General features: G+C 58.7%; 23 protein-coding genes and 1 riboswitch. Of the genes, 8 read left to right on the forward strand and 15 right to left on the reverse strand.

Going from position 1 to position 24728, the window contains the following annotated elements; translation table 11 throughout:
• Positions 1–14: 14 nt before the first annotated feature.
• The 4 genes from ACXAH3_RS12235 to ACXAH3_RS12250 form a co-directional block, all read right to left on the reverse strand.
• Positions 15–1463 carry a TrkH family potassium uptake protein gene (locus ACXAH3_RS12235; protein WP_474862372.1) on the reverse strand — a complete coding sequence of 483 codons (1449 nt, stop codon included), beginning with the start codon at positions 1461–1463 and terminating at the stop codon, positions 15–17.
• A 58-nt stretch (positions 1464–1521) separates the two neighbouring features.
• Positions 1522–1749 (reverse strand): DUF1127 domain-containing protein, encoded by a 228-nt coding sequence (locus ACXAH3_RS12240; protein WP_474862373.1) that lies wholly within the window; start codon positions 1747–1749, stop codon positions 1522–1524.
• Between the two features lie 106 nt (positions 1750–1855).
• Positions 1856–2962, reverse strand: coding sequence for a GTP cyclohydrolase FolE2 (gene folE2 / locus ACXAH3_RS12245; protein WP_474862374.1), 1107 nt, complete (start codon positions 2960–2962; stop codon positions 1856–1858).
• Between the two features lie 85 nt (positions 2963–3047).
• A complete protein-coding gene (locus tag ACXAH3_RS12250) occupies positions 3048–4226 on the reverse strand; it encodes an aminotransferase class I/II-fold pyridoxal phosphate-dependent enzyme (protein WP_474862375.1) in 1179 nt (392 codons plus the stop codon).
• A gap of 65 nt (positions 4227–4291) precedes the next feature.
• A riboswitch (SAM riboswitch) is annotated at positions 4292–4370 on the reverse strand.
• A 121-nt stretch (positions 4371–4491) separates the two neighbouring features.
• Here ACXAH3_RS12250 and ACXAH3_RS12255 point away from each other — a divergent pair.
• Positions 4492–5193, forward strand: a complete 702-nt coding sequence (locus ACXAH3_RS12255) for a glutathione S-transferase N-terminal domain-containing protein (protein WP_474862376.1) — start codon at positions 4492–4494, stop codon at positions 5191–5193.
• A gap of 20 nt (positions 5194–5213) precedes the next feature.
• Here the strand turns inward: ACXAH3_RS12255 and ACXAH3_RS12260 are convergent, their stop codons facing one another.
• The 5 genes from ACXAH3_RS12260 to ACXAH3_RS12280 all read right to left on the reverse strand — a co-directional run bounded on the left by ACXAH3_RS12260 (position 5214) and on the right by ACXAH3_RS12280 (position 10547).
• Entirely contained in the window at positions 5214–5816 is a 603-nt protein-coding gene (locus ACXAH3_RS12260; protein ID WP_474862377.1) for an inner membrane-spanning protein YciB, read from the reverse strand.
• 10 nt (positions 5817–5826) lie between these two features.
• A complete protein-coding gene (locus ACXAH3_RS12265; RefSeq protein ID WP_474862378.1) occupies positions 5827–6729 on the reverse strand; it encodes an EamA family transporter in 903 nt (300 codons plus the stop codon).
• 5 nt (positions 6730–6734) lie between these two features.
• Positions 6735–8030, reverse strand: coding sequence for a signal recognition particle-docking protein FtsY (gene ftsY / locus ACXAH3_RS12270; protein WP_474862379.1), 1296 nt, complete (start codon positions 8028–8030; stop codon positions 6735–6737).
• Between the two features lie 74 nt (positions 8031–8104).
• Entirely contained in the window at positions 8105–8743 is a 639-nt protein-coding gene (locus ACXAH3_RS12275) for a lysoplasmalogenase (RefSeq protein WP_474862380.1), read from the reverse strand.
• Positions 8744–8861: 118 nt separating this feature from the next.
• Positions 8862–10547, reverse strand: a complete 1686-nt coding sequence (locus ACXAH3_RS12280) for an NAD(P)H-dependent oxidoreductase subunit E (protein WP_474862381.1) — start codon at positions 10545–10547, stop codon at positions 8862–8864.
• A gap of 143 nt (positions 10548–10690) precedes the next feature.
• Here ACXAH3_RS12280 and ACXAH3_RS12285 point away from each other — a divergent pair, with 143 nt between their 5' ends.
• From ACXAH3_RS12285 to dtd, 7 genes are all read left to right on the forward strand, one after another.
• On the forward strand, positions 10691–11749 hold the full coding sequence (locus ACXAH3_RS12285) for an alkane 1-monooxygenase (protein WP_474862382.1): 1059 nt from the start codon (positions 10691–10693) through the stop codon (positions 11747–11749).
• A 275-nt stretch (positions 11750–12024) separates the two neighbouring features.
• Positions 12025–12909 (forward strand): 5-bromo-4-chloroindolyl phosphate hydrolysis family protein, encoded by an 885-nt coding sequence (locus tag ACXAH3_RS12290; protein WP_474862383.1) that lies wholly within the window; start codon positions 12025–12027, stop codon positions 12907–12909.
• Positions 12910–12926: 17 nt separating this feature from the next.
• Positions 12927–14120: a toxic anion resistance protein gene (locus tag ACXAH3_RS12295; protein ID WP_474862384.1), complete on the forward strand. Its 1194-nt coding sequence runs from the start codon at positions 12927–12929 to the stop codon at positions 14118–14120.
• 28 nt (positions 14121–14148) lie between these two features.
• A complete protein-coding gene (locus ACXAH3_RS12300) occupies positions 14149–15114 on the forward strand; it encodes a DUF2927 domain-containing protein (RefSeq protein WP_474862385.1) in 966 nt (321 codons plus the stop codon).
• Between the two features lie 29 nt (positions 15115–15143).
• The gene (locus ACXAH3_RS12305; RefSeq protein WP_474862386.1) at positions 15144–16259 is read left to right on the forward strand and encodes an SPFH domain-containing protein; all 1116 of its coding nucleotides are present in this window, start codon (positions 15144–15146) and stop codon (positions 16257–16259) included.
• Positions 16260–16332: 73 nt separating this feature from the next.
• The gene (locus ACXAH3_RS12310; RefSeq protein WP_474862387.1) at positions 16333–17448 is read left to right on the forward strand and encodes a TFIIB-type zinc ribbon-containing protein; all 1116 of its coding nucleotides are present in this window, start codon (positions 16333–16335) and stop codon (positions 17446–17448) included.
• Between the two features lie 12 nt (positions 17449–17460).
• Positions 17461–17898 (forward strand): D-aminoacyl-tRNA deacylase, encoded by a 438-nt coding sequence (gene dtd, locus ACXAH3_RS12315; RefSeq protein ID WP_474862388.1) that lies wholly within the window; start codon positions 17461–17463, stop codon positions 17896–17898.
• A 105-nt stretch (positions 17899–18003) separates the two neighbouring features.
• Here the strand turns inward: dtd and ACXAH3_RS12320 are convergent, their stop codons facing one another.
• From ACXAH3_RS12320 to ACXAH3_RS12345, 6 genes are read right to left on the reverse strand one after another with little or no spacing between them, the layout of a single operon-like run.
• On the reverse strand, positions 18004–18939 hold the full coding sequence (locus ACXAH3_RS12320) for a 2-hydroxyacid dehydrogenase (protein WP_474862389.1): 936 nt from the start codon (positions 18937–18939) through the stop codon (positions 18004–18006).
• Positions 18936–20081 carry a rod shape-determining protein RodA gene (gene rodA / locus ACXAH3_RS12325; RefSeq protein ID WP_474862390.1) on the reverse strand — a complete coding sequence of 382 codons (1146 nt, stop codon included), beginning with the start codon at positions 20079–20081 and terminating at the stop codon, positions 18936–18938. The genes ACXAH3_RS12320 and rodA overlap by 4 nt, the downstream gene beginning before the upstream one ends.
• Entirely contained in the window at positions 20078–22033 is a 1956-nt protein-coding gene (gene mrdA, locus ACXAH3_RS12330) for a penicillin-binding protein 2 (RefSeq protein ID WP_474862391.1), read from the reverse strand. The genes rodA and mrdA overlap by 4 nt, the downstream gene beginning before the upstream one ends.
• Positions 22030–22569 (reverse strand): rod shape-determining protein MreD, encoded by a 540-nt coding sequence (locus tag ACXAH3_RS12335; protein WP_474862392.1) that lies wholly within the window; start codon positions 22567–22569, stop codon positions 22030–22032. The genes mrdA and ACXAH3_RS12335 overlap by 4 nt, the downstream gene beginning before the upstream one ends.
• Positions 22566–23507 carry a rod shape-determining protein MreC gene (gene mreC / locus ACXAH3_RS12340; RefSeq protein WP_474862393.1) on the reverse strand — a complete coding sequence of 314 codons (942 nt, stop codon included), beginning with the start codon at positions 23505–23507 and terminating at the stop codon, positions 22566–22568. Before mreC ends, ACXAH3_RS12335 begins: the two co-directional genes overlap by 4 nt.
• Positions 23508–23558: 51 nt before the next feature.
• Positions 23559–24596, reverse strand: a complete 1038-nt coding sequence (locus ACXAH3_RS12345; RefSeq protein ID WP_474862394.1) for a rod shape-determining protein — start codon at positions 24594–24596, stop codon at positions 23559–23561.
• Positions 24597–24728 lie beyond the last annotated feature (132 nt).

Genomic DNA, 24728 nt, shown 5'->3' on the forward strand with positions numbered 1-24728 from the left:
TTCTTTCGCTGCGCTCACCCCCGCCAGAAGCTCACTGTGAACAGCACGAACACCGCCAGAAGCTCTAGCCGTCCGATCAGCATCGCGGCGATCAGGATCCACTTGGCGGTGTCATTCAGTCCTGCGAAGTTGCCAGCGGGGCCGATGTGATCCCCCAGCCCCGGCCCAATATTGGCCAGTGCCGCCGCCGCGCCTGACAAAGACGTGGTGAAGTCCAATCCGGTTAGCCCCAAGGCAACAGCAGTCACGCCCAAGGTCACCACGAAGAACACGAAGAACCCCATGACCGAGGACAAGACGTCGTCGTCGACACGACGCCCTCCAAACCGCGGCGTGAAGATCCCGTGCGGCGAGTGGATTGACTGAATCTGCGCTTTGATCGACGACAAAAGCAGCTGATAGCGGAAAATCTTGATGGAACAGGCCGTTGAGCCAGCACAGCCGCCAACGAGACCCAGAAAGAAGAAAATCACAACGGGAAATGTACCCCAAAGCTGGTAATCAACACTGGCATATCCCGTGCCGCTGATAATTGACGTAACATTGAAAAGACCCTCACGAAATCCGTGTTCTAGATGATCACCGTTCGCCACCAACCGATAGACTGTCATCATCAAGGTCACCGAAATGATGGTTAACAAATAAGCGCGCACCTGAGGGTCTCGCCACATAGGAAGTGCGGTCCCAGCCAGCATTTGAATATAGCGCACAAATGGAAGGCTGGCGAAAATCATGAAAACCGACGCGACATATTCCGGCGCGCCTTGAAACGCACCAAAAGACGCATCACGCGAAGAAAACCCGCCGGTCGAAAGAGTTGTCAGCGCGTGATAGACCGCTTCATAGGGCGGCATTCCTACTGCCAAATACGCCAAGGCGCATAAAAGCGTCAGGAAGAAATAGATTTGGCTTATTCTGCGCGCAATCTCAGCCGCGCGCGGCAGAACCTTCCCCATCGTATCAAACGCCTCTGAACGGAATATTTGCATTCCGCCAACGCGAAGTTCAGGAAGGAAAACCATCGCCACAACAATGATACCAATACCACCATACCACTGGAGAAGCGCGCGCCAAAACAACAGACCTTTGGGCATGTCGTCTAACCCAGACAAGACCGTTGCCCCCGTTGTGGTCAAGCCCGACATAGCTTCGAACAACGCATCAACAGGACGCGCGTCGATTTCGGCCAAGATTAACGGAATTGCGCCAAAAATTGGCAGCGCCACCCAAACACCGGTGGTTAGAAGGAAGGTCTGTTGGATCGTCAGGCCTTTGCCCACGCCATTTGCTGTGGACAGGGCCATGGCCCCACCGACCAGCATCGTCACAACAGCGCTTTGTAAAAACACCTGCCAATCAGAATTGTTATCGACCAGATCTATCCCGAAAGGGATGAGCATCGTGGCCCCAAGTACAGCGACAAGAAGCCCGATAACATAGATGATAGGTCGAAAGTCCAACATGGGCGAAGGGTTGGCCCCCTACGCCCATGGTGTCAAGCGTCGTAAATGCCGTCTTTGCTTAGACGTACATCAAATCCTGGAAAACATGACGCACGATGTCTTCGCGCTTCAAGCCGCGGGCGGCCAGCTCTTCGTCTGTCATCGCTTCTAATGCTTCAATCCGGCGCATGCGCGACGAGTTTTCTGCTGCCGTGATCATCGCCTGACCAAACAGTGCGAAAAACTTGCGGATCGGTGCGAACAGCGAAAACGCTGGTGTTTGGATATTTGTAGTTTGCGTAGCCATTGGAAACCTCATGTCAAAGCTGTTGGGTTTCCTCCCTGCTTTGAATATAGGTAAGTACCCCTGACACAACCAATGCTAATTTTGCAAACCTGCTATGCGCTAACAGTCAACCCACATGGTACAACGTTGAAAAAAGCTTGGGATCAAGGCTTTCGGCTTCGAACGTGTCACCTTCGATCAGGATCGAAACGGCGTCATGGCTGTGCAGGCTTTCTTGGTGACTGGCGACGATGCGGAAATCTCCGATTCGGTCGTCCTGCTGCAACTGCTCGCAGAACAGACGGGCAGCATCCTCGACAAAGATCGGGTTTACGGCGTTCAGCTCGGCAAAGGCCTGTTCGTCTTCGCGTTTGACCATCACTTGTGTTTCTGTCGGCACAGCGACACGGCACAAATCAATCAGATCCTCGAACCACAACGTGCCCGAGGGCTGGTGGATCTTCTCGACCGAAATCCGCGCGACCGAGCGCTGCGAATGCGGCGTTGCCAGCTGCCCGCGCATCTGGCGGGCGTGTTCGGACAGTTCCAGCGAACACGGGCAGGTCGAGCTGTAAACATAGTCCAAATGCATGAACTTGCGCCGTTTGCCGCGATGTTCGACCAGCTCAAGCGCAATGTCGTAATACTGATAGCCCGACAGGCCCGAGCGCAGGCTTTCCACCCGCGCGGGGTAGGAAAAGCGCATTTCAATCCGGGCATCCAGACTTTCCAGATCGGTCTTATAATCGTCCAGCGCGGCCTCGATCACGTCAAAGCTGAAGGTCTTTTCCGCATGGCCATAAAAGCTGCGCATAATGCGCGACATGTTGATGCCCTTTTTGCCCGCCTCAAGACTGACCGACCCCGTGACAGAAGTTTCCAGCGTCACATCTGACCCGTCGCGGGTGTGATAGCGGATCGGCAGGCGAAAATTCGAGATCCCCACATGCTGAATATGCCGTTTGGCGCCTTGGATCAGGCTGGCGGGACCGTTTTGCAGATCGGGCATCGACGCCTTATAGTCCGCATCCGGCGCGAAATCGTGCGGGTAGGTACGGCTAAGCTCGGGATAGTTCGGCAAATCAGCCGACGGCAAAAGCCGTGCAATAGCCGGGTCAAGCGCGGCGACTTCAACCGGATCCGCCTTGGCCGCCCAGTTGCGCAAAACATCAAGAGCATCCTGTGCCTGCGCGGCATCCACCGCGTCACCGCTTTTGCGCTTCATCTGGTTCATATCGAACCCCCATCCTGCCGTCGCACGCCTATAACATAGCTATTTGACAGATAAACGCCAAACGCGATGCACGAAATGCGACAGATCAGGCCGCGTCCAAGCCGTTCAGAAGGTCCTTGATCAAATCGTCCACATCTTCAAGCCCGATCGACAGGCGCACCAGACCATCCGAAATGCCCAGCATGTCCTTCTGTTCTTGCGGAAGGCGTTGGTGGGTCGTCGTGGCCGGATGGGTCGCGATGGACTTCGCATCCGCGAAGTTGTTCGAGATCGTGAAGATCTGAAGCGCGTTCAGGAAGCGGAAACAGGCCTCTTTGCCGCCATCCACTTCGATCGCCAGTACTGTGCCACCTGACGGGGCTTGCTGAATCGCAATGTCGTATTGCGGGTGCGATGGGTGGGTCGGATAGCTGATGCGCGACAGTTTCGGATGACCTTGCAGCGCTTCGGTCACTTTCAACGCGCCTTCTGCCTGAACCCGCACACGAAGGTCCAGCGTTTCCAACGCTTTCAGATGGGTCCATGCGGCGAACGGGTTGATCGCGCCGCCCGTGTGTTTGACATAGGTTTCGATCGGGCCGCGGATCAGCTCGCGTGAGCCACAAATCGCGCCGCCCAGCATACGGCCCTGACCGTCCACATGTTTGGTCGTGGAATAGACCACCAAATCCGCGCCCATTTCAGTCGCATACGAGAAAACCGGCGTCGGCATGGCGTTGTCGACCACCACCAAAGCGCCGTTTGAATGGGCCAGTTTCACAACATGGGCCAGATCGATCACTTCCAACGTCGGGTTCGAGATCGCCTCGAGGAAAACAACCTTCGTATCCGGGCGAATCGCATCTTCCCACGCCTGATTGTCAGTGCCATCAACCAGCGTGATTTCCACGCCGAACCGGCCCAGAATCTCTTCAAGCACATACAGGCACGAACCAAACAGAGCGCGCGACGACACAACGTGGTCGCCCGCCTGTGTCAGCGCCATCAGCGCACCATTGACCGCAGCCATGCCCGAGGCGCAGGCAAACGCGTCTTCGGTGCCTTCCATCGCAGCAATCCGGTCTTCGAACATCCGGTTTGTGGGATTGCCATAACGTGCATAGATGAATTCGTCCGGGCCACTTTCGATAAAGCGCGCCTCGGCGTCTTCAGCGGTCGGATAGACAAAGGCCTGGGTCATGAACATGGCCTCGGACAGCTCGTTATACTGGCTGCGGCGCACGCCACCATGCACGGCTTCGGTCCGTTTTCCCCATTTTGTCATCGCGCGTTCCTTTCGCACAAAAAAACCCCCACCGCTGCGAGCGTCGGGGGATTACAGCACGGGATGCCGCGCCTGCCCTGACCTCTTTAGCGGAATATTTCACGAGGCCCGCAATCCGGTGGACAAATCGCCTCGGGGACAGCCCTAGCGCTTGCAAACTTAGGCGTCAAGAGCGTCAAAAGATTCGCTCGCCATATCGTGAGATTTGCATGCTTGCCATTTCGTTGGGGACTGCCATGTTCATTGGGACGCGAAAGGAAATATGATGTCCAATCCCATAGAACTTTACTATTGGCCTACCCCTAACGGCTGGAAAATCTCGATCGCCTTGGAAGAAATGGGCCTGCCTTACGAGGTGAAGATGATCAACATTGGCGCGGGCGATCAATTCGAACCCGAGTTTCTGAAGATCGCACCGAACAATCGGATGCCGGCGATCATCGATCCGGACGGACCGGATGGTGCACCCATTTCTGTGTTCGAAAGCGGAGCAATCTTGCAATATCTCGCCCGCAAAACAGGAAAGTTCTATGGCGAAACCGAGCGAGACCGGGTTGCTGTCGAAGAATGGCTTATGTGGCAAATGGGCGGGCTGGGGCCGATGGCCGGACAGGCGCATCACTTCCTGAAATACGCGCCGGCGATGGAGCCACCGCAGGATCTGCCTTATGCCAAGGACCGCTATCGGACCGAGGTCGCGCGGCTGTATGGTGTAATGGATCGACGTCTGGCCGAGAACCGCTATCTGGCAGGCGACTTCTTCTCGATTGCAGACATGGCATGTTGGGGCTGGGCGTCACTTTGGGAAGGTCAGCAGCAGGATTTGGATGACAAACCGCATTTGGCGCGGTGGTTGGACGAGGTCGGATCTCGCCCCGGTGTTCAGCGCGGACGTTCCGTTGCCGCGGAGGCGCGCAGCAATCTGGAAGAGGATCGAAAGGCGCAGAATCTTCTGTTCAAGCGATAAGCCCTTGCGGCGGGACGGATTTACGAGGCTTCCTCGTCCGTCCCGAACCGCTTGAACAGCCCAGCTTGAGACATGAAGAACCCGAAGGTTGCCGCAGGCAGGCCGAAGGTTTTGAAGTTTACCCACGCATCCGTGGACATCATGCGCCAGATCGCTTCGTTTGCGACGGCGAGCAGAAGGAAAAAGATGGCAAGACGCTTGGTTAAGAGCATCCAGCCCTCGCGCTCTAGCGGCAGGGCTTTGTCCATCACCGCCTCAAGATAGCTTTCACCGCGCATCAGGCCAAAACCCAGAAGACCAGCGAACAACAGATAAATCATCGTGGGTTTCATCTTGAAGAAACGTTCATCGTTGAACCAGATCGACAGACCTCCGAAGCCAATCACCAAGACAAGGGTGACGATCTGCATCTTCGATAGGTGGCCTGTCAGCTTCCACATCGCCAGCGTGGCCAGAACCAGCACCGGGATGAACATGGCCGTCACCGCAACGAAACCGGAATACTCGGTCCCTGCAACCACGAAAGCCTGATCCTTCAGGAACGTATACGCGGCGAAGAACAGGATGATCGGTCCATATTCCAAAGCGCCTCGTAGGGCGGGATTTACCTGTTTCTCGGTCATGGGAACTCCTTCATCCGCCCAATTCGACTAGCACGGCCCCTGCCGCAATCAAAGCCATCATTATCAGCCGTCGTGGCCCCACCTTTTCACCCAGCACGATCCAGCCGATCAAGGCCGCAAACACGGTCGAGGTTTCGCGCAGCACCGCCGCTTCGCCCACGCTGTCCAGCCGGGTGGCCAGCATGATGGACCCGAAGCTGGCGAAGGCCACGAAGGCCCCCAACACGCCGCGCCCCATCAAGGGGGTAAGCGCAGGCCGCGCGGCCATGTTCTTCCATCTAAGGGCTGCGATGACCGGCATGAAGAACCCGTCGATAAAAAAGAACCACGCAAGGAAGGTAAACGGGTCGGCGGTGGCGCGGATGCCATAGGCGTCATAGGTCGTGTAGGCAGCGACGAAGCCGCCCGTTAGAACGGCCATGGCGATGGCGGGTTTCAGCTTGTCCCTGCCAAGCGGCCAGTAGCGCAGGTTATAGGCAGCCAGCGCGAAGATACCGGCAACCAGCGTCAGTACGCCGGCCCATTGCACACCCGAGAATGTCTCGCCAAACAGGAAGCCAGCGCCGATGACGGTGAACAAAGGCCCAGTGCCGCGCACCACCGGATAGACCACGGTGTAAGAGCCCAGCACATAGGTATAACTCTGCGCGAGTTTATAGCCCACATGGATCAGCCAAACGACGGCGAAGATCGGCCACATATGCGGCTCGGGCCACGGGACCAAAAACAGCGCAAACGGGGCGGCGATCAGGCCATAGCTGAAATCAATCGCGCCACGCGACAGCCACGGATCATGCCGCCCTTTTTGCAGCGCACCAAAGAGCGCGTGCAAAAAGGCCGCGGTCAACGCAAGGATCAGCGCAAGCGTCCGCCCGTCTGCCGTCCCCTCGAGCGAGGTGAGCCAAGCACTCATCCCGATCAGTCCGTGATGCCGATCAGCGCGCGGGCGAACTCCTCGGGGTCGAAGGGGGCCAGATCGTCGATCTGTTCGCCCACACCGATGGCATGAATTGGCAGTGCGAATTTGTCAGCAAGTGCGACCAGCACGCCGCCCTTCGCGGTGCCATCGAGCTTGGTCATGACAAGGCCGGAGACATCCGCGAGGTCTTGGAACGTCCCGACTTGGGACAGCGCGTTCTGACCCGTGGTCGCGTCCAGAACCAGCAGAGTATTATGCGGCGCGGTCTCGTCTTTTTTCTTGATGACGCGGACGATCTTGGCCAGCTCCTCCATCAGGTCAGAACGGTTTTGCAAACGCCCCGCCGTATCGATCATCAGAAGATCGGCGCCGTCAGCCTCGGCCTGCGTCATGGCATCGAAGGCTAAAGACGCGGGATCAGATCCTTCGGGCGCGGTCAGCACGGGCACGCCTGCGCGTTCGCCCCAGACCTGAAGCTGCTCGACCGCGGCAGCGCGGAACGTATCGCCGGCGGCGATCACAACCTTCTTGCCTGCCGCCGTAAACTGGCTGGCCAGCTTGCCAATGGTGGTCGTTTTACCTGCTCCATTGACGCCGACGATCAACACGACCTGCGGGCGTTTGGGGTAAAGCGGCATGGGCACGGCAACGGGCTCCATGATCCGGGTGACTTCTTCAGCCAGCACAGACTTGATTTCTCCGACCGACAACTTCTTGCCGAAATGACGTTCCGAGATGTTGGCAGTGACGCGCATTGCCGTGTCCACGCCCATGTCAGACGTGATCATCAGATCCTCTAGGCTTTCCAGCATGTCGTCATCCACGGTGCGGCGTACGACTTTCTGCGCCTCGCGACGACCGAACATACGGCCCAGCAGACCCGGTTTCGCAGCGGGTTCAGGGGTGGGTTCGGGGGCGGCTTCGACAAGGGCATCAACGGGCTGGGACGCGGGTTCCGGTTCCGGTTCCGGTTCCGGTTCCGGTTCCGGTTCCGGTTCCGGTTCCGGTTCCGGTTCCGGTTCCGGTGAAATCTCGACCGGGTCTTCCACAATAGCAACAGGCTCAGGCTCAGGCTCAGGCTCAGGCTCAGGCTCAGGCTCAGAAGCGGCCTGTTCTACAGGGGCAGGTTCGTCAACAGGGGCGGGTTCGGGTGTCTCAACCGGTGCCTCAGTCTCTGTCTCTGCGGCCTCGACCAACTCTTCCTCGCCGCCATCTTCGACGATCGCCTCAAGCCCTTCCTCGAGCTTCGAAGAGGATTTGAACAAGCGTTCTTTGAGTTTCGAGAAGAATGCCATTCCAGCGCCCTTTTAATCACTTTCTTTCCAAGTAAGGCACATTGGGGTCGGATGGAAGGGGGCAGGCCCACAGATCACGAGAGGAGTAGCCCACCCCGTAGGATCAACATCTGCCCCGCGATATAGAGCCCCCAAATCGCATAGCCCGCTTTCAGCCGGTGGTGATGGGTGTCGGACATCCGAAACAGGCTGATCGCTAGAATGATATCCGACAGGATGAACAGCCCCGCGCCAATCACTGTCAAGCCAAAGGGCAGCGCCAGAGCAGCCAGCCCCATCACGCCGATGATGATCACATAGATCCGCACAGGCCATTGCAGGTGGCCGGTATGGGTTGCCAACCACATCTCGGTCGAGACCATCAGGCCGACCAGTATAATGGCCGGGATGGGCGCGGTCGAGAATGCCTCGAATATCGAGGCGTCGGACAGGCCCAGAAAATGCAGGATATAAAGCAAATGAGCCAAGGCAAACGCGGACAGGCCGTACAGAAACGGGCCATCCCCTTCACGCGATAGACCGAAATCGCCCAGCGCGGACAGGAACAGACCTGCGACCAGAAAAGCAGCCCCCCCGCCCAGATAGGCGGCGAGCGAGAACGCCAACAACGGTATGGTCTTGATGATCGAGCGTGGCCAAGACGCCGAATTCGACGTCAAAGGAAGATAGGCCAGCGCGACCAGACAACCAAGAAAGAGCAACGGGTGAGCCATGACTTTGCCTAGTACAGCAGGGTTAACAACGCGTTGACCACCACCAACACATACAAAGCCAACATACGTCCAACCAACCCGCGCGCTTCGCGCGGGTCAAGCATGACGTGGAAGAAGCTCAGACTTCTTCTGGGAAATGCTTCATTGTCAGACGGATCGGGTTGGGCGCCGCTTGGCCCAGACCACAGATCGACGCGTCGACCATCGTCTGGCTCAGCTCTTCCAATAGACCCTGATCCCATTTATCCGACTGCATCAGCTTCACAGCTTTCTCGCAACCGACGCGGCACGGTGTGCATTGACCACAGCTTTCATCCTCGAAAAACCTCAGCATGTTCAGCGCAGCTTCTTTCGCGCTGTCCTTATCGGACAGAACCACCACGGCAGCAGAGCCTATGAACGTGCCATGTGGCTGCAGCGTGTCGAAATCCAGCGGAACATCGTTCAGCGTGGCGGGCAACAGACCCGAGGACGGGCCGCCCGGTTGATACGCTTTGAAGCTGTGGCCATTAGCCATGCCGCCCGCAGCCTCGATAATGTCCAGAATGGTTGATCCGGCAGGCAGAAGGTAAACACCCGGCTGCGCGACACGGCCCGAGACCGAGTAGTTGCGCAGCCCCGTGCGCCCATTCTTTTCAGTGCTGTTCAGCACTTCGGGCCCAAACCGCGTAATGCGGGCCACCCAATAGAGCGATTCTACGTTGTGCACCAAAGTCGGGCGACCAAAGACGCCAACTTGGGCCACGAAGGGCGGGCGGTGACGGGGCTCGCCACGCTTGCCTTCAATCGATTCGATCATCGCGCTTTCTTCGCCGCAGATATAAGCCCCCGCACCACGGCGCAGATCGATATAGCCTGGTGCGACGATGCCCGCTTCCTCCAGCACTGCAATCTCGCGGCGCAGTATTTCCAGAACGGCGGGGTATTCGTCGCGCATATAGATAAAGCAGGTCTCGGCCTCGACCGCCCAGGCGGCGATCAACATGCCCTCAAGAAACATGTGCGGTTCGCGCTCCAGATGGTGGCGATCCTTGAACGTGCCCGGTTCGCCTTCGTCGCCGTTCACAGCCAGATAGCGCGGGCCTTCATTGGCGCGTACGAAGCCCCATTTGGTGCCCGACGGAAAACCTGCACCGCCTAGGCCACGCAGCCCAGCCTCTTTAACCTTAGCCTGAACATCTTCCCAATCGCCGCTGTCGCGCAATTCAGACAGAACGGAATAACCGCCATCCGCTTTGTACTCCGCAAAGCATTGATAGTCAGGGATTTCGGGATGAGTTTCGCCCGCGTGAATGGCGGCTTGGATCTTTTCAACCGTCGCGTGATCAATGTGATTGTGGCCCAGTTCGACCGTCGGCGCAGTGTCGCAGCGCCCCATGCAGGGCGCGCGCAAGACGCGGACTTCGGACGGGTCCATCCCGTCTTCCAGCGCCATTTTCAGCGCTTGTGCCCCAGCCAATTCGCACGACAGACTGTCACAAACCCGAATGGTCAGCGCGGGCGGAGGTGTCTCGCCTTCCTTCACCACGTCGAAATGGGCATAGAAGCTTGCGACCTCGTAAATCTCGGCCTGACCCGTGCCCATTTCCTGCGCAAGCGCGCGGATGTGGTCGGCAGACAAATGGCCGTATTCATCTTGAATAAGGTGCAGAAACTCGATCAGCAGATCACGGCGACGCGGGCGATCCCCTAGCAACGCCTGCACACGTTCCAGCGCATCCATATTCAGCTGACGGCCCTTAGGCGTACGACGCCCTTTGCCCTTGCCTGATTTCCAGATGCCTTTTTTTTCATCCAGCGCCATAATATTCCCCTAATAGCACCCGTTCATCATAGCGCCGGCCAAAGCGCGCGCGCCATTCAAAAACGACATGCGCATGACGGATTGCGTAGATCCTGAAATTCACGTTTACATGCCTAAACAGTGTTCAGCGTCAAAGGTGTTACGTGTCTCACCCCCTACGGTTCTTTGCCATCGTTGCGGGCATTCCCGCATTGCTGATTGCCGCGGCCAGCGTTTTCGGCAGCGTTTTCTGTGTCGCTTTGGTGGTTTACATGACCGTTATTGCCTTTGGGTTGGACCAAGCCATCACCCGCCTTTCCCCCGCGTTGGCAGAAGACAATATCGCCCAAGAGGCCAACCGGCTGTCCGTCGCCATAGCGATCGCGCATTTCATCGCTCTTGTGTTGGTCATCATTGCCGTTTCGGGGCACACGGGCCTGACCGGGTGGGAGCTTTTTGGCTTGATCTGGGGGGCGGGGCTTTATTTCGGGCAGGTCTCGAACTCAAACGCGCACGAGCTTATCCACCGCGCCGACAAACGCCTGCGACTTTTAGGCGTCTGGGTCTATATATCGCTTCTGTTCGGCCATCACAGCTCGGCTCATCCCAAGGTACATCACCGCTTTGTCGCCACGCCCGACGACCCCAACACTGCGCAGGAAGGCGAGAGCTTCTATGCCTTCGCATCGCGCGCATGGAAGGGCGCGTTCGTCGCGGGGTACGAGATGGAGCAGCACGATCTGGAACGTGCCGGACGCAGCGCCCTGCACAACCCTTATTTTGTCTATATCGCCGGGAGTGTTCTGATGGTGGTCTTGGCCACGACCATAGGGGGATTCTTCGGCCTTTTGGGCTATCTGCTGATCTGCGCCTATGCCCAGATGCAGCTTCTTTTGTCGGATTATGTGCAGCACTACGGATTGATGCGCGAAATGCGTGAAGATGGACGGCCCGAGCCGGTCGGCCCGCAGCACAGCTGGAATGCCCCGCATTGGTTCACCACCCATCTGATGCTGAACGCCCCGCGCCACTCCGATCACCACGCCCACCCGATGCGTCCCTATCCGGCCCTACGCCTGCCAACCTCGCAAGAAGCGCCAATGCTGCCCTATTCGCTGCCCGTGATGGCAACTTTGGCCTTAGTGCCGTCATTGTGGAACCGTGTCATGGGACGCGCCCTTCGTCGGTGGCGCGCGCAATCAGCTCGGCTTGGGGCAGAGTGACTTACCCACCCAGATCGTTAATCCGTGCCAAGGGGGAGCCTGCAATTGCATTCCCCCTTGTTTATCACGCGGTCAGGCTTATTCTTCCAATTGATACAAATTCATGGAACGTGTTGTTCTAAAAGGCCGCACGGCGTGTGATCGTGCCTTGGCATTAGGCGAAATCAACACCGTTTCTGGAAGGGGGCGAACGTGTCTGAAAACGGATTGCAGAAGACTGCGTTCTTTATGCTTGTTGCGCTGATCCTCTATGTCTCGATCATGGGGGGTGCGTGATGGCCCAGCGTTTTGGGGGCGAATTCAGCCCCGGTGGACAGCCAAAAAAGACACCTCCGACCCGCCGTCCTTTTGATGGACAGGAGCCGGCCCGCAGTGCTGGGCGCGTGAACTTTCTGTTCTTGGCCCCCCTACCCCTTGCCATCCGCGCGTTTTTTCAAGCGCCGACAGAAATGGCCCTGACGCTTGTGGCGTTTGGGCTGCTAATTGCCTCGGCTTGGTTGACCCGTGACGGCGTGATTGCCCACCAAGCTTATGACGCGCGCAAAATCGCACGCCGTCCTGCTATCCCACGCAAGCTCTTTGGCTCGGTGCTGATGGGCGCGGGTCTGGCGCTTGTGGGCTTTGCGGGCGGCTCGTTCCTGAATGCGGTGATTTTTGGCGCACTTGGCGTAGGTCTGCATTTGGCCGCCTTTGGCCCCGACCCCCTGCGCAACAAAGGAGCCGAGGGCGTGGACGAGTTCCAAACCGACCGCGTGGCCCGCGCGGTGGGCGAAGCTGAGAGACACCTGAATGCAATGCGCGAGGCCGTGTCCCGCATCCGCGACCGCCGCGTCGAGGCGCGTCTGGACCAGTTCATCACTACTGCCCGTGATATGTTCCACACCGTCGAGGACGACCCGCGCGATCTGACGTCCGCCCGGAAATACCTGGGCGTCTATCTGCTGGGCGCACGTGATGCGACGACCAAGTTTGTCGACATCCACTTACGCGATCCGCAAGGCGGCGCGCTGGCGGATTACGAGACACTGCTGGATGACCTCGAGGCGAATTTCGCCGCGAAAACCCAACAGTTTTTGAAAGACGATCGCAGCGACCTTGATGTCGAGATCGAGGTTCTGCGCGAACGACTGGCACGCGAAGGCGTGCGATCTGATGATTAAGTGACGAGGATAATTGAATGACCCAGACCACCCGCGAACAGGCACAGGCTGCACTGAAAGAGATTGAAGAAACCGCCGCTGTGATTCTTCCCGAGCCCTCGACCGCTTTGGTCCCGCTTGCTGAAGCCGACAAACCCACCAGCGCTGAGATTCAAAAGCGCATGGACGAGATCGACATGGCAAACTCGCAATCAATCATCGAGTTCGGCTCGGCAGCGCAGTCCGAGCTTCAGGTGATCAGCCAAGACATGCTGCAAGGCGTGCGCAACAAGGATGTTGGCCCGGCGGGTGACAGCCTGCGCAACATCGTAACCACGATCCGTGGCTTTTCGATCAGCGAATTGGACATGCGCCGCAAGCGCAGCTGGTGGGAAAAGCTTCTGGGTCGTCTGGCCCCCGCTGCCAAATTCATGGCGCGTTATGAAGACGTTCAGGGCCAGATCGACAAAATCACTGACAACCTGCTGAACCACGAACATGTCCTGCTGAAAGACATCAAGTCGCTGGACAAGCTCTATGAGAAGACGCTTGATTTCTACGACGAACTGGCACTGTATATCGCCGCCGGCGAGGCCAAACTGGCCGAGTTGGACGAAACCGTGATCCCCGCCAAAGTGGCCGAGGTTGAAGCCGCCCCAGAAGAGGAAGGCGTGATCAAAGCGCAAGAGCTGCGTGATCTGCGCGCTGCCCGCGACGATCTGGAACGCCGTGTGCATGACCTGAAACTGACCCGCCAGGTGACGATGCAATCGCTACCGTCAATCCGGTTGGTGCAGGAAAACGACAAGTCTTTGGTGACCAAGATCAACTCGACCTTGGTGAACACCGTGCCGCTGTGGGAAACCCAACTGGCGCAGGCCGTGACCATCCAGCGCTCGGCAGAAGCGGCTGTTGCGGTGAAAGACGCCACCGACCTGACCAACGAGCTGCTGACCGCCAACGCCGAAAACCTGCAAGAGGCCAACCGCATGGTCCGTCAGGAAATGGAGCGCGGCGTCTTCGATATCGAAGCGGTGAAATCGGCCAACGCCACCCTGATCGCCACAATCGAGGAAAGCCTGGCCATCGCCGACGAAGGCAAAGCCAAGCGCGCCGAGGCCGAAGAAGAGCTGATCAAGATGGAGGCCGAGCTGAAAGACACTTTAGCTGCCGCCAAGGCACGTGGCACTGCATCGGGTCACAATCTGGCGGAAGCCGTGTCGGACAGCTAAGAAGGGTGAAAACCCGAAAGGCGTATTGGTGAACAAAACCGCATTTCAGAATTTCACAGGGGCCGTCTTTGCGATGACGGCCCTGACTGCTGTTGCGGCGTGCACCATGCAAGAACCCGACCCGACCCCGGTCGAGCGCCCGGTGGTGAACAAGCCTTTGGCACCATTGGTCGTGCCCGCCGCCCCGTCTGGGGGCAGCGTTTACTACAAGAATTATTACGCCAAGATCCAAAGCAGCCTTTTGGTCCATGACCAGTTGCGCCGTGACGGAGGCGGGCCGGACACGCCCTATACTGCCGACATGCTGGCGCGAAATTTTGAACGCATCGCCTTCAACAGTGAATACAGCACCATCGGTGATCGCCGCATCTCGCAGGAACGCGCGGTTAAACTGACCCGCTGGGCAAAGCCGGTGCGGTTCTCGGTCACGTTTGGGGATCAGGTGCCGGAAGAAAGCCGGGACAAGGACCGCAAGACATTCTCGAAATACGTTACCCGGCTGGCACGCCACACCGGCCATCCGATCAGCGAAACGGCCAGTGGTGGCAATTTCAACGTCTTCATCCTGACCGAAGACGAACGGCGCGCGTTCGGCCCCAACCTGCGCGCCGCAATCCCCGGCATCAGCCCGTCTGACCAGCGCGAGATCATCAGCCTGCGCCGTGACACACAATGTGTGGTGTTGGCCGCTGACCGGGACGACGACAACCTGATCGAGCGCGCAATCGCCGTCATCCGGGCCGAGCTGCCCGACCTGATGCGCGCGGCCTGCATCCACGAAGAGCTGGCACAGGGTCTTGGCCTGCCCAATGACAGCCCCGAGGCCCGCCCCTCGATTTTTAACGATTCCGACGAATTTGGGCTTCTGACCTCGCATGACGAATTGCTGTTGAAGATGCTCTATGACGACCGCCTGCAACCGGGCATGACTGCCGACGAGGCGCGCCCGATCTTTACCAAAATTGCTGCCGAACTTATGGACGGCACGGCATGACCCCATTTGCCCCCTAGGAGGATTTGACCATGGGTATTCTTGATTTTCTGACTGGCGAATTTATCGACGTCATTCATTGGGTGGACGACACGCGCGACACGATGGTCTGGCGGTTTGAACGCGAAGATCACGAGATAAAGTACGGCGCGAAGCTGACCGTACGCGAGGGTCAGGCGGCTGTGTTCGTGCATGAAGGCCAGCTGGCGGATGTCTTCACGCCCGGCCTTTACATGCTGGAAACCAACAACATGCCGATCCTGACGACGATCAATCATTGGGATCACAACTTCAAATCGCCCTTCAAGTCCGAGATCTATTACGTCAACACGACGCGCTTCAACGACCTGAAATGGGGTACCAAGAATCCGATCATGCTGCGTGATCCCGAATTTGGTCCAACCCGTATTCGCGCCTATGGCACCTATTCTGTCCGTGTGACGGACCCGGCGAAGTTCCTTGTGGAAATCGTTGGCACCGACGGCGAGTTTACGATGGACGAGATCAGCTTCCAGATCCGCAACATTATCGTTCAGGCGTTTTCACGTGTGATCGCGGGCGCGGGTATTCCCGTTCTGGATATGGCCGCCAACACCGCCGATCTGGGCAAGATCGTTGCTGCGGAAATCACTGGCATTATCGCCGAATACGGTTTGTCGATCCCCGAGTTTTATATCGAGAACATCTCGCTTCCGCCAGCAGTGGAAGAGGTCTTGGACAAGCGCACCTCGATGGGGATTGCGGGCAATTTGGACAACTATATGAAGTTCAACGCAGCCGAGGCAATGGGGGCCGAGAACTCGGCCATGGCGTCGTCGATGGGCGCGGGCATGGGCGCAGCAATGGGCATGGGCATGGCCGGTCAGATGCAGCCCGGCCCTTGGGGCGCTGCCCCGGCGGCACCTGCCACACGCGTGCAAACGCCACCGCCGCCCCCGCCGGTCGAGCATGTCTGGCATGTGGCCGAGAACGGCCAGACCAAGGGGCCGTTTTCCAAGGCTGCAATGGGCCGCATGGCCGCTGAAGGCGAATTGACCCGCGACAGCCATGTCTGGACGCCCGGTCAAGACGGCTGGATGCGGGCCGAGGACGTCGCTGAGCTGGCGCAACTTTTCACCATCTTGCCCCCGCCCCCGCCGGGTGCCTAAGCCCGCCTACAATCAGGTATGGGCGGCCTGACTGGGTCGCCCTCTTCCTTTCGTTGACACAAGGTTTCACCGGATGGCCTATCCGCGCGAAGACACGCAAACGCCGATCGAAGAACATCGCTTCCCCTGTGATCAGTGCGGAGCGGATCTGCGGTTCGATCCCGAGCACAACCAACTGACCTGCGATCACTGCGGCTTTCACGCGCCGATCGAGGATCGCCAATCCGCTTTGGCCGTTATCCGCGAGCTGGATTTGAAACGTGCCCTTTCTGCCGATCTTCCTGATCACGAAATGGAAGAAACGCGGGTGGTCTCGTGCCCCAATTGCGCGGCCCAGTTCGAGTTTGACGCGGCCACCCACGCCGCGGAATGCCCCTTCTGCGCCACGCCCGTGGTAACCGACACCGGCACACATCGGCATATCAAACCCAAAGGACTGGCCCCGTTCGAGATCGAAGAACGTGAAGCCCGTAAGGCCATGACCGATTGGCTTGGCCGGTTGTGGTTCGCGCCCAACGGCCTTCAGGATTATGCCCGAAAGGGGCGTAAGCTGACCGGCATTTATGTGCCCTATTGGACTTTTGACGCAGACACCAAGACACGCTATGCGGGCCAGCGCGGGATCGTGCATGAACGCACCCGCACCGTCCGAGTGAACGGCAAAAGCGAACAACGGACGACGCGCACTGTGCGCTGGACATCCGTGTCTGGCCGCGTGGCGCGGTTCTTTGACGATGTGCTGGTGCTGGCCTCGCGTGGGTTGCCCAAGAAATACACCGATGCGTTGGAGCCGTGGGATCTGTCCCGCCTTGAACCCTACCGCCCAGAGTTTCTGGCGGGTTTCCGAGCCGAAGGCTATACGGTCGAGCTGAATGACGGGTTTTCGGAAGCGCGCGATTACATGAACCGCGTGATCCTGCGCGATGTGAAGTTTGACATTGGCGGCGACCGTCAGCGCGTCACGTCGATGGACACGGATATGTCCGATCTGACCTTCAAGCACATCCTGCTGCCAGTGTGGCTCGCGGCGTATAAGTATCGCGGCAAGACCTATCGGTTTGTGGTGAACGGACAAAACGGACGGGTGCAGGGGGAACGTCCCTACTCGGCTTGGAAAATCGCCTTTGCGGTGGTTTTGGGGCTGATCGCGGCCGGTGTCATCGGCTATCTATCGGCGCAAAGCCAGTAGAAAGGGCCCCAGATGAGAGCTTTGATCCAACGCGTTAGCGAAGCTGCCGTTCGTGTGGATGGCAAGGTTGTGGGCGAGATCGGCCCAGGCCTTCTGGTGTTGGTCTGCGCAATGGAGGGCGACCTCGAGGCAAATGCCGACACGCTGGCGGCCAAGATTTCAAAGTTGCGGATTTTCAAGGATGACGCCGACAAGATGAACCGCTCGCTTTTGGATACGGGCGGCGCGGCGCTGGTGGTCAGTCAATTTACGCTGGCGGCCGACACATCACGCGGAAACCGTCCGGGGTTTTCCACGGCGGCCCGCCCGGAGGAAGGCGAGCGCCTGTACGAGTACTTTGCAGATCAGTTGCGCGGCCACGGGATTGAGGTCGCACAGGGCCGCTTTGGGGCGGACATGAAAGTGTCTCTGGTGAATGACGGGCCTGTCACAATCTGGATGGAATTCTAGCGCCAAAGGGGGCTCACTTCGTGAGCCTGCAGGGGGCGTTGCCCCCGCGCGAGGCCCACTGGCCCTCGCGTTCCCCCAAGGTGTTTATGGCAAGAGGAAGGGGGTTTAGTAGCCCGCTTTTTTGTCGACCAGATGCAGGTAGGGTTCCTTGGCCTCGCCGCGCCGGATATTTTCAGCGATGACCTTCGCAGCCGTATCTGGGCGTGTATCCGATGCGATATGCGGCGTGACGGTCACTTTGGGATGCGCCCAATAGGGGTCGTCATCCGGAAGCGGTTCGACCCGGAATACGTCCAGCGTTGCGTGGGCGATGTGGTCACGGTCCAGTGCGTCCAGCAAGGCTGCATCGTCAATCAGCGGGCCGCGGCCCGGATTGATGATCACAGCGCCCTTGGGCAGCATCGCGATCCGCTCGGCGTTCAGGATGTTTTCGGTCGCCTTGGTGGCGGGCAAGAGCAGGACCAGAATGTCGGAATCACGCAAGATCTGATTAAGCCCCTCGTCGCCATGCAGGCAGGTCACACCGTCGATGGATTTGGCCCCGCGGCTCCACCCGGTCACGGGGAAATTCAGATCGGTCAGGGACTTGGCCGCGACCCGGCCCAACTCTCCCAACCCCAGAATTCCCACGCGGCGATCGCGCGCCAAAGGGGGTGCGAGGCGGCCCCAAGCGGGGGTGGTGTTGTGAATGTCTTGGTCCATCTCCAGATGGTGGCGCAAAACGTGGCCAACCACCCATTCGGTCATGCCCTCGCTTAATCCTTGATCCACCATGCGCGCATAGGGTTGGGTCAACGTCGGGTTATAAACGATCCGCTCGACCCCCGCCCACAGGCCAAGCACCGCCTTGGCGCGAGTAAAGGGGGTGAAATCCTGAAGCGTGCTGCCGGGATCATATATGATGTAATCGACCTGATCGGCGGGTATATCGCAAGACAAAGTGGCCTCGATCTGGATCGCCTCGAGCGCTTTGGTGATTTCCGCTTGATAGACGTCCCAGCGTTTGGGATTGCCGGCATACAGGATATTGATGTTGTTCACTTTTGTCTCGCTCTGTGGACATGTGCGCTTTGGACCAGACCGAAGCCAACCAGCAGCACCAACATGGCGGACCCGCCATAGCTGACCATCGGCAACGGCACCCCGACCACCGGGGCAAGGCCCATTACCATGGACATGTTTACTGCAAAGAACAAGAAAAACGTAACCGCTATGCCAAGGATCAAAAGCGAGCTGAACCGGTCCTTGTTCTGGAAAGCCGAGACGGCACAGAAGGCCAGGATCAGCACATAGAGTGTCAACAACGAGGCACCGCCAAGAAAGCCGAACTCTTCCGCCAGCGTGGTGAAGATAAAATCAGTGTGTTTTTCAGGTAGGAAGTTCAGGCGCGATTGTGTGCCTTGCATGAAGCCCCGCCCCGTCCAGCCCCCCGACCCCAGCGCGATCTTGGACTGCGTGATGTGGTATCCTGCGCCCAGAGGGTCCGAGGACGGGTCCAGAAACGTATCGATCCGGCGGTACTGATAGTCTTTCAGCAACTGCCATTCCGTTCCGCGCGACATAAACACAGACGTCACCAGTCCGATGCCCGATGCAATCACAGCTGCGAAGTACCATAGACTGACACCTGCCAAAAACATGATCACGCCGCCGCCCGTCACCAACAGAATCGAGGTACCAAGGTCCGGCTGGCGCAACACCAAAAACGTCGGCAGCAGGATCAGGATCAACGGGACCAGCACCCAAAGCGGGCGGGAAACCTTCTTGATATCCAGCCAGTCATAATAAGCGGCCAGCATCATCACCAAAGTGATCTTCATCAGCTCGGACGGTTGCAGACGCATAAAACCAAGGTCGATCCAGCGCTGCGCGCCCATGCCGACGGAACCGATCACTTCGACCAGAACCAGCAGGGCCAACGAGATCAAGTATCCCACACCGGCCATGTTGCGCCAAAACCAAATGGGCACCATGGCGACGATAAACATCAGCCCCATGCCCAAGGCAAAGCGCTTCATCTGCGCCATGGCCCATGGATCCATGCTGCCGCCCGCGACCGAGAACAACATCAGAAAGCCCACACTGGCGACAGCAGTCAGCAACAGCACCAAGGACCAGTTCAGGTAAAGCACCTTACGCAACCCGGACGGCACGTATTTAACGTTGTACTCAAGATAGCTCATGCCCGGCCCTCGGCGGCTTTCACGCGATCCGCGTGGGGCATTTCCAGCATCTCTTCTATGTCGCGTTGGCGCGACCGGATCGTACCGCGTTGGTTCGAGGGATAGGCTTCCAGCGGCGGTTGCCCCTGATAGGCAGCCTGCAACATGATATCGCGCGCGATAGGGGCGGCGGCTGTGGAGCCTCCTCCGCCATGTTCCACGACGACCGTCACCGCGTAGCGTGGGTTATCATGTGGCGCATAGCCGACAAACAGCGCATGGTCGCGCCGTTCCCACGGCAAGTCTTCGTTGCGGAACACACCGCGTGCGCGCTCGGCCGCCGTGATATTGCGGACCTGACTGGTGCCGGTTTTCCCCGCCATCCTCAAATCATCACCGACGATCTTGGACCGTCCAGCTGTCCCGCGCCTTGCGTTTACGACCTCGTACATCCCATTGCGAATAGCCTTCAAATTGCTTGTGCTGATGTCGAGGGGGCCATCATTGCGGACAGGTGTTTCGACCCCGTTGACCGAACGGACCAGCCGCGGATGGATCGCCTGCCCTGTCGCCAAACGTGCGGTCATCACCGTCAACTGCAAGGGCGAGGCCAGAACGAAGCCCTGCCCGATCCCGGCGTTCAGGCTGTCGCCGATCACCCAGTCCGCACCACGCGCTTCGCGCTTCCACGCCTTGGTCGGGATCAGCCCTTGAGCGATTGCAGACAAGGGCAGATCGTGACGTTCGCCCAAGCCCAATTTGTGCGCCATGGCGGCAATCTTTTCGATCCCGACGCGCTGGGCGATCTCGTAGTAATAGATGTCACAACTTTCGCGAAGGCTTTTCGCCAGATCGACTGGCCCGTGACCTCCGCGTTTCCAGCAGTGAAAACGACGCCCATGCACTTCGACGTGACCATAACACTTGATGGCTTCACCGGGCGCAATGACGCCTTCTTCCAGCGCGGCCAGCGCGGTGACCATCTTGAACGTCGATCCCGGCGGGTAGGTACCTTGCGCCGGTTTCGCCGCCAGCGGACGGTAGTTGTCGTTCAAAAGCGTGTTGTAATCCTTGCTGGAAATCCCACGCACGAATTTGTTGGGGTCAAAGGTCGGGGCCGAGCCGATGGCCAATACATCGCCCGTGACCGTATCCATTACAACCGCAGCCGCACTTTCGCCCGCCAGCCGCGCCTGCACATAGGCCTGCAAATCTGCATCCACGGTCAGCTGGATATTGTCGCCCGCGCGGCCTTCCTCGCGGCCAAGCTCGCGCATTTCACGACCCACCGCGTTCACCTCGACCTCGCGCGTGCCAGCCGAGCCGCGCAGGTCCAGCTCCATCTTCGCCTCAACACCGCTTTTGCCTATCTGGAAACGTGGAATTTGCAGCAGAGGATCAGGGTCCTCCAGCTTGGACAAGTCGTAATCCGAGACCGGCCCCACATAACCGATCACATGGGCGAAATCATCAGCCCGGGGATAGCTGCGCGACATGCCGACCTCGGCGGTGATGCCGGGCAACGCCGGGGCGTTCACGGCGACTTCGGCGACGTCCTCCCACGCGACGCGGTCGGCGACAGTGACGGGAACAAAGGGGCTTCGGCGGCGCATCTCGTCCAGAGTGCGCTTAACCTCGTCGTCGTCAATCCAGATGATCTTGCGCAGGCGTTCCAGCACCGCTTCAGGATCGTCTGCATCCTCGCGCACGATCACGATGCGATAGTTCTGCTCGTTCCCTGCTATCAGAACGCCATTGCGATCATAGATCAGCCCACGCGCGGGCGGAATCAGCGAAAACTTCACGCGGTTTTCTTCGGCAAGATTGCGATATTCGTCGGCCTGTTCGACCTGCATATAACGCATCCGCCCAACCAACATTGCAGCAAACGACACCTGAAGCCCGCCCAAAAGCAGACCTCTGCGGGTGATCTTGCGGGCGCTGACCTCGGTATCTGCGGGGGAACGTTTCATGCTGCTTGGCTCCGCACTGGGTCATCGCCGGGTTGCAATTTCTCGATCCCAAGAACGAAGATCGAGACGAAGACCACAACCGGATAGGCGGCAACCGTGGTTACATATTGCAATAGCGCACGGCCAAACGGGATTTGGTCCACGAAGAACACCATCAACAAGATCCGCTCGCCCAGAAGCATCGCCAAAAGCACCGCAGAAACGGCGCCCCATTCGACCAGAAAGGGCTGTTCGCGCAATCCGGCCTCGCGACGTCGAAGCATCTCAAGCCCGATGACAGCCATCAACGCACCCACAGCCGGAATGTCTTGATACAGAAGATCGGTCAGGAAGATCAGAATGGCGACCAAAAGGATGGGCACATAATCCGGGCGACGCAGCATCCATGCCATGACGATAGCCATGAAGATATCAGGCCCGGGAAAACGCCCAGCGCTGAGGTCCAGTGGCAAAAGCCTTACGAACAACAAGCCCGCCGAGATCGCGACGAGCACCCCCCAAAAGGCCCAGCGCAGAAGGGTGATGCGATCGGTCATTCACTGCCTCCCTCGTCCGTGACCTCGGAGATTTCTTCACCGACTTCATCCTCGATGACGGGCAAAGGCGGCACAGCGGGCGTCGACACGATCAAGCTGCCCTCGCCTTCGACCATTTCGCCGGGGTGGCTGCGCAGCACACGCAGGAACTCCATCCGCTCGTAATCCGCAGACAGGCGCACGCGCAGGCGGCGGTCGCTGCCCATGGCAACATGGCCCACCAGCAGGCCTGCCGGGAACACGCCGCCATCGCCAGACGAGACAACCCTGTCACCGGGTCGCACCTTTTCGGGGCTTTCCAGAAACTCGATCGGCGGCGCGGCAGAGTTGTCACCAACCAACAGCGCGTTCTGGCCCGAGGGCTGCACCATGATCGGAATGCGGCTGTTACTGTCGGTCAAAAGGATCACGCGGCTGGTGCGTTTGCCCACACCTGCGATTCGTCCGGCCAGCCCTAAACCATCCGTAGCAGCCCACCCATCGACCAGCCCGTCACGGGTGCCGATGTTCAAAAGCACCGACTGGCGGAAGGGCGACCCGCTATCGGCCAGCACCACTCCGGTTACATAGCTAAGCTGCGCATCAAGCCGCACGTTGTTCAGATTCAGAAGCTGGGCGTTTTCTTGTTCAAGCTGAAGCGCTGCTTCTTTCCACGCCTTCATCTGCTGAAGCTCGCGGCGCAGCTCTTGGTTTTGTTCGTAGATCCGGGTGTAGGATTGAAAATCCTCGACCATTCCGACCATCTTGGTCACCGGCACCAAGGCCCAGTCAAAGCTGGGAACCACCGTGTCGATCAGATTGGACCGGAAGCGTTCAACCCGAGGGCTGTCGATCCGCCAGACCAGAAAGATCAGAAACAGGCACAGCATGAGCAGGCCGACAAACAGCCTGCGCAGCGGACGGCCATATTCCTCGGTCTGGTTCGGTTTACGTGCCAATTATGCTCTCCGGTCCCCTGACGGGCGCCACCACCGGTGGGGCAGACCCGATCAGCTGTCGTAGTCGATGACGTGGCGCAGCTGTTTTTCGAACTCCAGCGCTTTGCCGGTGCCCAGAGCCACGCAGTTCAGGCTCTCATCCGCGACGGAAATCGACAAGCCGGTTTGCTCGCGCAGGGCAAGATCCAGCTCGCCCAGCAGCGCGCCGCCACCTGTCAGCATGACGCCACGGTCCACAATGTCAGCGGCCAGATCAGGCGGCGTGGCTTCCAGCGCGGTCATCACGGCTTCGCAAATTTGCTGCACCGGTTCGGCCAAAGCCTCGGCCACTTGGGCCTGGTTGATCTCGGTCTCTTTAGGGACGCCATTCAAAAGGTCACGACCACGGATCTGCAACGAGGTGCCGCGTCCATCATCGGGCATCCGTGCGGTGCCAATGGTGGTTTTGATGCGTTCTGCGGTGGTTTCCCCGACCAGAAGGTTTTGCTGGCGACGCAGATAGCTGATGATCGCGTCATCCATGCGGTCTCCGCCAACACGGACCGAGCGTGCGTAAACGATGTCGCCCAGCGACAGAACCGCCACTTCGGTCGTCCCGCCGCCGATATCCACAACCATGTTACCGGTTGGATCGGTGATTGGCATCCCGGCCCCGATGGCTGCTGCGATGGGTTCGGCCACCAGACCGGCGCGACGTGCGCCCGCCGACAGAACCGACTGACGAATAGCGCGCTTTTCAACAGGGGTCGCCCCGTGCGGCACACAAACGATGATTTTCGGCTTCGAGAAGGTCGTGCGTTTATGCACCTTGCGGATGAAGTTCTTGATCATCTCTTCCGCACTGTCGAAATCAGCAATGACGCCTTCACGCATCGGGCGGATCGCCTCGATCGAGCCGGGGGTCCGGCCCAGCATCAGCTTGGCATCTTCACCCACGGCCAGAACCTTCTTCACGCCATCCTTGACGTGATAGGCGACCACCGAAGGTTCGTTCAGAATGACGCCCTTGCCCTTCACATAGACCAACGTGTTCGCCGTCCCGAGGTCAATCGCCATATCCGATGAAAACAAACCTGAAAGCCCTGCCATTTGGATGCCTATCCCGTTCAAATACCCTTAATGCCCGCGACTCCCCAAAGGTGCAGACCGTGGGATATATAAGCCTCGAAGCGTTGCGGTGAAAGCCCTAATAAAAGCAGGCAAGCGGCTTATCGCCGTGAC

The sequence above is a fragment of the Aliiroseovarius sp. ABM4_368 genome (assembly GCF_056161205.1).

Coding starts and splice junctions, on each gene's coding strand:
- ACXAH3_RS12235 (WP_474862372.1), bottom strand. CDS start 1,463: ATGTTGGACTTTCGACCTATCATCTATGTTATCGGGCTTCTTGTCGCT.
- ACXAH3_RS12240 (WP_474862373.1), bottom strand. CDS start 1,749: ATGGCTACGCAAACTACAAATATCCAAACACCAGCGTTTTCGCTGTTC.
- folE2 (WP_474862374.1), bottom strand. CDS start 2,962: ATGAACCAGATGAAGCGCAAAAGCGGTGACGCGGTGGATGCCGCGCAG.
- ACXAH3_RS12250 (WP_474862375.1), bottom strand. CDS start 4,226: ATGACAAAATGGGGAAAACGGACCGAAGCCGTGCATGGTGGCGTGCGC.
- ACXAH3_RS12255 (WP_474862376.1), top strand. CDS start 4,492: ATGTCCAATCCCATAGAACTTTACTATTGGCCTACCCCTAACGGCTGG.
- ACXAH3_RS12260 (WP_474862377.1), bottom strand. CDS start 5,816: ATGACCGAGAAACAGGTAAATCCCGCCCTACGAGGCGCTTTGGAATAT.
- ACXAH3_RS12265 (WP_474862378.1), bottom strand. CDS start 6,729: ATGAGTGCTTGGCTCACCTCGCTCGAGGGGACGGCAGACGGGCGGACG.
- ftsY (WP_474862379.1), bottom strand. CDS start 8,030: ATGGCATTCTTCTCGAAACTCAAAGAACGCTTGTTCAAATCCTCTTCG.
- ACXAH3_RS12275 (WP_474862380.1), bottom strand. CDS start 8,743: ATGGCTCACCCGTTGCTCTTTCTTGGTTGTCTGGTCGCGCTGGCCTAT.
- ACXAH3_RS12280 (WP_474862381.1), bottom strand. CDS start 10,547: ATGGCGCTGGATGAAAAAAAAGGCATCTGGAAATCAGGCAAGGGCAAA.
- ACXAH3_RS12290 (WP_474862383.1), top strand. CDS start 12,025: ATGGCCCAGCGTTTTGGGGGCGAATTCAGCCCCGGTGGACAGCCAAAA.
- ACXAH3_RS12295 (WP_474862384.1), top strand. CDS start 12,927: ATGACCCAGACCACCCGCGAACAGGCACAGGCTGCACTGAAAGAGATT.
- ACXAH3_RS12305 (WP_474862386.1), top strand. CDS start 15,144: ATGGGTATTCTTGATTTTCTGACTGGCGAATTTATCGACGTCATTCAT.
- ACXAH3_RS12310 (WP_474862387.1), top strand. CDS start 16,333: ATGGCCTATCCGCGCGAAGACACGCAAACGCCGATCGAAGAACATCGC.
- dtd (WP_474862388.1), top strand. CDS start 17,461: ATGAGAGCTTTGATCCAACGCGTTAGCGAAGCTGCCGTTCGTGTGGAT.
- rodA (WP_474862390.1), bottom strand. CDS start 20,081: ATGAGCTATCTTGAGTACAACGTTAAATACGTGCCGTCCGGGTTGCGT.
- mrdA (WP_474862391.1), bottom strand. CDS start 22,033: ATGAAACGTTCCCCCGCAGATACCGAGGTCAGCGCCCGCAAGATCACC.
- ACXAH3_RS12335 (WP_474862392.1), bottom strand. CDS start 22,569: ATGACCGATCGCATCACCCTTCTGCGCTGGGCCTTTTGGGGGGTGCTC.
- ACXAH3_RS12345 (WP_474862394.1), bottom strand. CDS start 24,596: ATGGCAGGGCTTTCAGGTTTGTTTTCATCGGATATGGCGATTGACCTC.